The following is a 5,320-nucleotide window of genomic DNA, read 5'->3' as shown; positions in this document are numbered from 1 at the left end:
ACCGGGCCCTGGGCCGCCCCGCCCGCCACGCCCGCCCCGCCCGCGCCGGCTGCCACGGCTGCCACGGCCGTCACGCCGGTCAAGCCCGTCACGCCCGCTCAGGGAGATCGACATGAAAGTCGCCTTCGTGAACGTCAACGCCAAACAGGACGCGATCCTCGGTCGTGAACTGACGTTCTACGAGAACAAGTGCAGCATCGAGCTGGGCACGCTCTACCTGGAGGCCAATGTCGCGTGGCGGTCGGCGGACCGCACGCTGCAGGTGAACCTGCTGCATCTGCTCAGCCGGGGCGAGGACTGGCGCTCGGCGCTCGGCCGGTTCGCGCCCGACGTCGTGGCGCTCAGCGCGTTGACCTACTACGCGCCGGAGCTGGCCTTCGTCGCCGGCTGGGTCAAGGCGGAGCTCGGCAGCGTCGTGGTCGTCGGCGGTCCGCACGCGACGGCGCTCGGCCGGGGAGTGCTCGACGACGGCAACATCGACTATGCCCTGGTGGGGGAGGGCGAGGCCGGCTTCGGTGACCTGCTCGACCTGCTCCGCGATGCCGGCAGGGACGGCGGCAGGGACGCCGGCAGGGACGGCGGGACGCCGCCCGCGGACGTCGTCGGGCTCGTCTACCGCGGGCCCGACGGGGCCGTCCGGGCGAACCCGCGCGGCGTCGTGCCCGACCTCGACGCGCTCGCGACACCCACCCTCGCGCACCTGGACCCGACCCTCTTCGCCGGTTACACCTCGCTGCTCAACCTCAAGGTGCGGTACATGCCGATCGTCACCACGCGGGGCTGCCCGTACCAGTGCGTGTACTGCCACGACATCATGGGCAAGTCCGTGCGGTACCGGTCGGCGGCGGCGGTGGTGGCGGAGGTCGACTACTGGCACGAGGCCGCCGACGTCGACACGTTCCTCGTCTACGACGACATCTTCAATATCCACCGTGGTCGGGTGCGGGAGATCTTCGCCGAGTTCGCCCGGCGGCCCGGGCTGCGCTTCGCCTTTCCCAACGGCCTGCGCGCGGACCTGCTCAGCGAGGACATCGTCGACCTGCTGCTCGAGGGCGGCACGTTCTACGCGATGGTCGCGGTGGAATCAGGTGACCAGCGGATGCAGCAGGTGATCAAAAAACGGCTCAACCTCGAACGCACCCGCCAGATGATCGAGTACATGGGCAATGCGGGCGTCATCCTCGGCTCGTTCAACATCTTCGGCTTCCCGTCCGAGACCGAGGCGGACATCGAGCGGACGATCGAGTTCAATGCGTCGACCACCGGCCTGAGCAAGGCGAACTTCTTCGTGCTGTCCCCGCACGAGGGCACCGAGGTCTGGGACATGGCGATCGAGCAGGGTTATGCGCCGCCCGGTGATGGTGCCGGCCAGGGCTATTTCAGCGCGCCCGAGAGCTCGCCCACGGCGGCGGTGTCCTGGGACCGCCTGGAGGAGCTGCGCCGGGAGGCGTACAGCCGCTTCTACCTGACACCGGCGCGGGTACGAAAGGTCCTCACCGACGCCGCGCGGAACATGACCCCGCAGGAGAAGCACACCTTCCACAGCGTCGACTACTCGTTCGTGCTCAGGCAGTTCCTCGACGTCGACTCGCTCGATGCGCTGCCGCCCGGCGAAACCGCCGACCTCCTGCGCGACCTCCTGCCGGCCGGCGTGCTGTCCGGCTACTGAGCACCTGTCAGACGGCGCCAGTCAGAGGGCGCCTGTCGGATGGGCGCCTGGTTCGTCACGTGGTGACGAACCGGACGCGTTGCTGTGCCCAGCGGCCGAGGTCCTCCGCGGTGGCGAAGTCGGCCGCCGCGACCATGACGTGGACCGTGCAGTGATCCGAGCGTGGCGCGCGACGGATGTAGGTGCCCGGATGCTCGTAGACGCAGACCTCCACGACGTCCGGGTGCGACCGCACCTCGGCCAGCCCCTCGATCGCCCGCAACATCCCTTCGTCGGCGAACAGGCCGAACGTCATCACCGCGGGGCGCGGCGGGCCCGCCACCGGCGCGGCGGGCCCGGGCGTCCCCGGCGCGCCGGTGGCGATCCGGAGCATCGCCTCGACGAGGTCGACACCATGGGCGAGTCGGGCCGACCGGAAGATCGGGCCGCCGCCCATCCGGGCTGCGACCTCGAGCAGCACCGGCCCGGTGTCGGTCGTCCGCATCTCGGCGTGGAACACGCAGTCCCGCAGGCCGAGTGCGCGCACGGCGCCGGCGGCCACGTCGTTCACCTGGGCCAGCAGCGCCGCCGGAAGCCGGGACGGCGATGACCACAGCACCTCCTCGAAGAAGGGGCCGCCTGCTGGCAGCGGCTTGTCGTGGTGGGCCAGCACCCGCACCTCGCCGCCGACGACGCTGCCCTCGACGCTCACCTCGCCGATCGGCAGGTCCAGCGAGCTGGCGAACTGCCGCCGCCCGTGGATGAGTTGCTCGACGAGCAGACGAGGTGCGGCGCCGCCGCGGAAGGTGGCGTGCACCAGCGGGTCGCCGGCGACGACCTGCGCGCCGCCGCGGAGCACGTCGTCGAAGGCGGCGGCCAGCTCGGCCGGGTCGTGCACCGTCCAGACGAACAGGCTGCCGCCGGCGAGCAGCGGCTTGAGCACCACCGGATAGCCGATGTCCGCGGCGATCGCCAGCGCCTCGTCGAGCCGCCCGGCGGTACCGAACCGCACCGTCGGCAGACCGTGCTCGGCGAAGGCTGCCCGCATCCGGGACTTGTCCCGGGCCCGCTCCAACACGTCCGATGGCGTGAACGGCAGGCCCAGCTCGGCGGCCACGGCCGAGCAGAACGCCAGACCCGTCTCCGACAGCGAGACGATGCCGTCCGCGGCGCCGCCGCGGCGGGCGAGCCGGTCCCGCGTGGTGCGGATCGCGGCCGGCGCGTCGAGCCGGTCGATCCGCACCACGTCGGCCAGCAGTTCGTCGGCCCAGGACGGGACCTCGGTGTCATCCTCGGCGAGCAGGACGATCCGCGGGTGGAGTTCGGCGAGGCGGGTGAGCGCCGGCCGGCGTGGCTCGTTGAGGGGGCTGTAGACGAGGAGCGTGCCCTCAGTCATCCCGGCGCGCGGTGCAGGCATAGAAGTTGCGGGTGAAGACGAACTCGTCGCGGTCGGCTCCCGCGGCCAGTTCGGCCAGCCACCGGTCGGCCTCCTGGGCCGAGAAACCGGCGTCGACCACCCAGTCCCGGATTCGGGTGAAGAAAGCCCGGTCGAAGGTGCGATCAATACGGACCGTTGAGTGGAAGCCGGTGACCGTGAAACCGGCGTCGCGCAGCAGCGCGGGGAGCTTCCGGCCGATCCAGCCGTCCTGCCAGAAATCGGTCGCCGCATCGAGGATGCGGCGGCTGAGGTCCCGGTCGCCCGGGTAGATCACGGCGCTACCGAAATCCTGGTCGAGGACCGCCGCCGTCCCGCCGCGACGGGTGAGCCGGTGCATCTCCCGGAGGATGCCGGCGGGGTCGGCGGCGTGTACCAGCACGGTTGCGGTGGTCGCGAGATCGAACTGCTCGTCGGGCAGCGGTACCTGGGCCCCATCGGCGGCGAAGATCTCGAGTCGGGCGAAGCGTTCGGCCGCTCGTTCGGCGAGATAGGTGCTGCGATCGATACCGACGGCCCGCGCGACGCGGTCGGCGCCCAGGTGGCCGACCAGCCGATCGAGAACCTGCCCGGTGCCGCAGCCGACCTCGAGGACGGCGCTGGCCTCCCGCGGCAGCAGATCGAAGAACCAGTCGAGAACGGCAGGGTAATAGTGCCCGGCGATCCGCTCGAGAAGAATGCTTTCCTCGAAGGCTGGATCCGACCCTGAATCGATGGTGTCGAACGGGTCGACGTTGCGCTCGATCGAGACTGTCACTACTGCGCTCCCGGGGTCCAAAGGGCACTGAGCGAACGGGCCGTGGCAAAACAGAATCGGCGACGTGAGCGACGTCGCGGACAGCGCGTCGGCCCGCGCTGAGCGAGCAGCTCGTCGACGCCGTCCTCTCGACCACGATTTCCGGGCCGCTGCGTGCCGTCAAGCTCGACCGTCGGCGCTGATAGGCAATGTGAAGTTTTGACCGTATTTGGGATGGTGCGGTTCGATCAGCGGACCGGCGGGTGAACCGCGCATCGTGAGCCACGTCTGCGAACCACGTCTGCGAACCTGCGTCTGCGAACCACGGCTGCGAACTGCGGCACGGAGCGGGCCCCCGGCGAGTGGGGACGAAGGCACCGCCGCCCCGGTCCAGATCGGCGGCCGCGTGGCACCATCGGGGTAGATGCCGGGGTTCGTCCGTGGGGCGATCTGAGGGGGACGAGTGGAGACTCTGCGGATCGAGCTGTTCGGCCACTTTCAGGTCACCGTGGGTGGCCGGGTGGTGCCGGCCGCGGCCTGGTCGCAGCGCAGGCCGGCTGCGCTCGTCAAGCTGCTCGCGCTGGCCCCCGGGCATCGCCTGCGCCGGGACCAGGTGATGGACGTCCTGTGGCCGGAGCTGGACCCGGCCACGGCCGGCCGCAACCTGCGCAAGGCCCTGCATGCGGCGCGGCGCGCGCTCGACGGCGAGCAGGGCGCGGACCTCATCGCCTCGGTCGGCGACCTGTTGTGCCTGCCGTCGGATCGGCTGTCGGTCGACGTGGACGAGTACCGGTCGGCCGCCGCGACCGCGCGGCGCACCCGGGCCGTCGACGCCCATGCCGGCGCGATCGAACGCTACCGGGACGGGCTGTTGCCGACGGACGTCTACGAGGACTGGGTGGTCGCGCCGCGCGATGCCCTGCGCGACGACTGGCTGGCGCTGATGGCGGAGTTCGCGGAGCTGCTCGAATCGCGCGGGGACCTCAACGACGCCGCCCGGGCCGTGCAGCGGCTCGTCGCCGCGGATCCGCTGAGCGAGGACAACCATGCCTGGCTGATGCGGCTGTATTCCGCGGCCGGGCGCCGCGGCGAGGCCCGGCGGCAGTACCAGCGGCTGTGCGACGTGCTCGACGCCGAGCTGGGGATCGAACCGAGCCCGTCGACGCAGCGGTTGTACGAGGAGATCCGCAGCAACCTCGCGGCCGAGCCGGAGCAGGCGATCGAGGTCTGGGAGCGGGTCGGGGACCTGCGCGCCCAGTCGGGCGACGCCGCGGCGACGATCACGGCGTACGAGCGGGCGCTGCGGGCCGGACCCGACGCGGTGACAGCCATCCGCCTGCATCGCAAGAGCGCCGCCGCGCTGGTGATGCAGCAGCAGCTAGACGCGGCGCAGACGCACCTGGACGCGGCCGACCGGCTCGGGCCGGACGCCGCTGACCAGGGCCGGCTGGCCGGCGTGCGGGCGAGTGTGATGCGGGAACGCGGCGACTTCGCCGCCGCC

General features: G+C 71.4%; 4 protein-coding genes. 2 read left to right on the top strand and 2 right to left on the bottom strand.

Annotation, left to right across the window (positions count from 1 at the left end):
* Positions 1-112: 112 nt before the first annotated feature.
* Positions 113-1,669: a B12-binding domain-containing radical SAM protein gene (locus ND748_RS24495; RefSeq protein ID WP_251748327.1), complete on the top strand. Its 1,557-nt coding sequence runs from the start codon at positions 113-115 to the stop codon at positions 1,667-1,669.
* Between the two features lie 55 nt (positions 1,670-1,724).
* Here ND748_RS24495 and ND748_RS24490 read toward each other — a convergent pair whose 3' ends face one another.
* Positions 1,725-3,044, bottom strand: coding sequence for an ATP-grasp domain-containing protein (locus ND748_RS24490; protein ID WP_251748326.1), 1,320 nt, complete (start codon positions 3,042-3,044; stop codon positions 1,725-1,727).
* Positions 3,037-3,840 carry a methyltransferase domain-containing protein gene (locus ND748_RS24485; protein WP_251748324.1) on the bottom strand — a complete coding sequence of 268 codons (804 nt, stop codon included), beginning with the start codon at positions 3,838-3,840 and terminating at the stop codon, positions 3,037-3,039. The genes ND748_RS24490 and ND748_RS24485 overlap by 8 nt, the downstream gene beginning before the upstream one ends.
* 442 nt (positions 3,841-4,282) lie before the next feature.
* Between ND748_RS24485 and ND748_RS24480 the strand changes: the two genes are divergently transcribed.
* Positions 4,283-5,320: BTAD domain-containing putative transcriptional regulator (locus ND748_RS24480; RefSeq protein WP_308205711.1), on the top strand; the 1,038-nt coding region annotated here is incomplete at its 3' end.

Source organism: Frankia sp. AiPs1 (assembly GCF_023716945.1).
Taxonomy (GTDB): domain Bacteria; phylum Actinomycetota; class Actinomycetes; order Frankiales; family Frankiaceae; genus Frankia.
This window is presented reverse-complemented; position numbering and strand designations above follow the sequence as displayed.

What these genes read in the sequence shown, in the direction of transcription:
- ND748_RS24495 (WP_251748327.1), top strand. Translation starts at nt 113, where the DNA reads ATGAAAGTCGCCTTCGTGAACGTCAACGCCAAACAGGACGCGATCCTC.
- ND748_RS24490 (WP_251748326.1), bottom strand. Translation starts at nt 3,044, where the DNA reads ATGACTGAGGGCACGCTCCTCGTCTACAGCCCCCTCAACGAGCCACGC.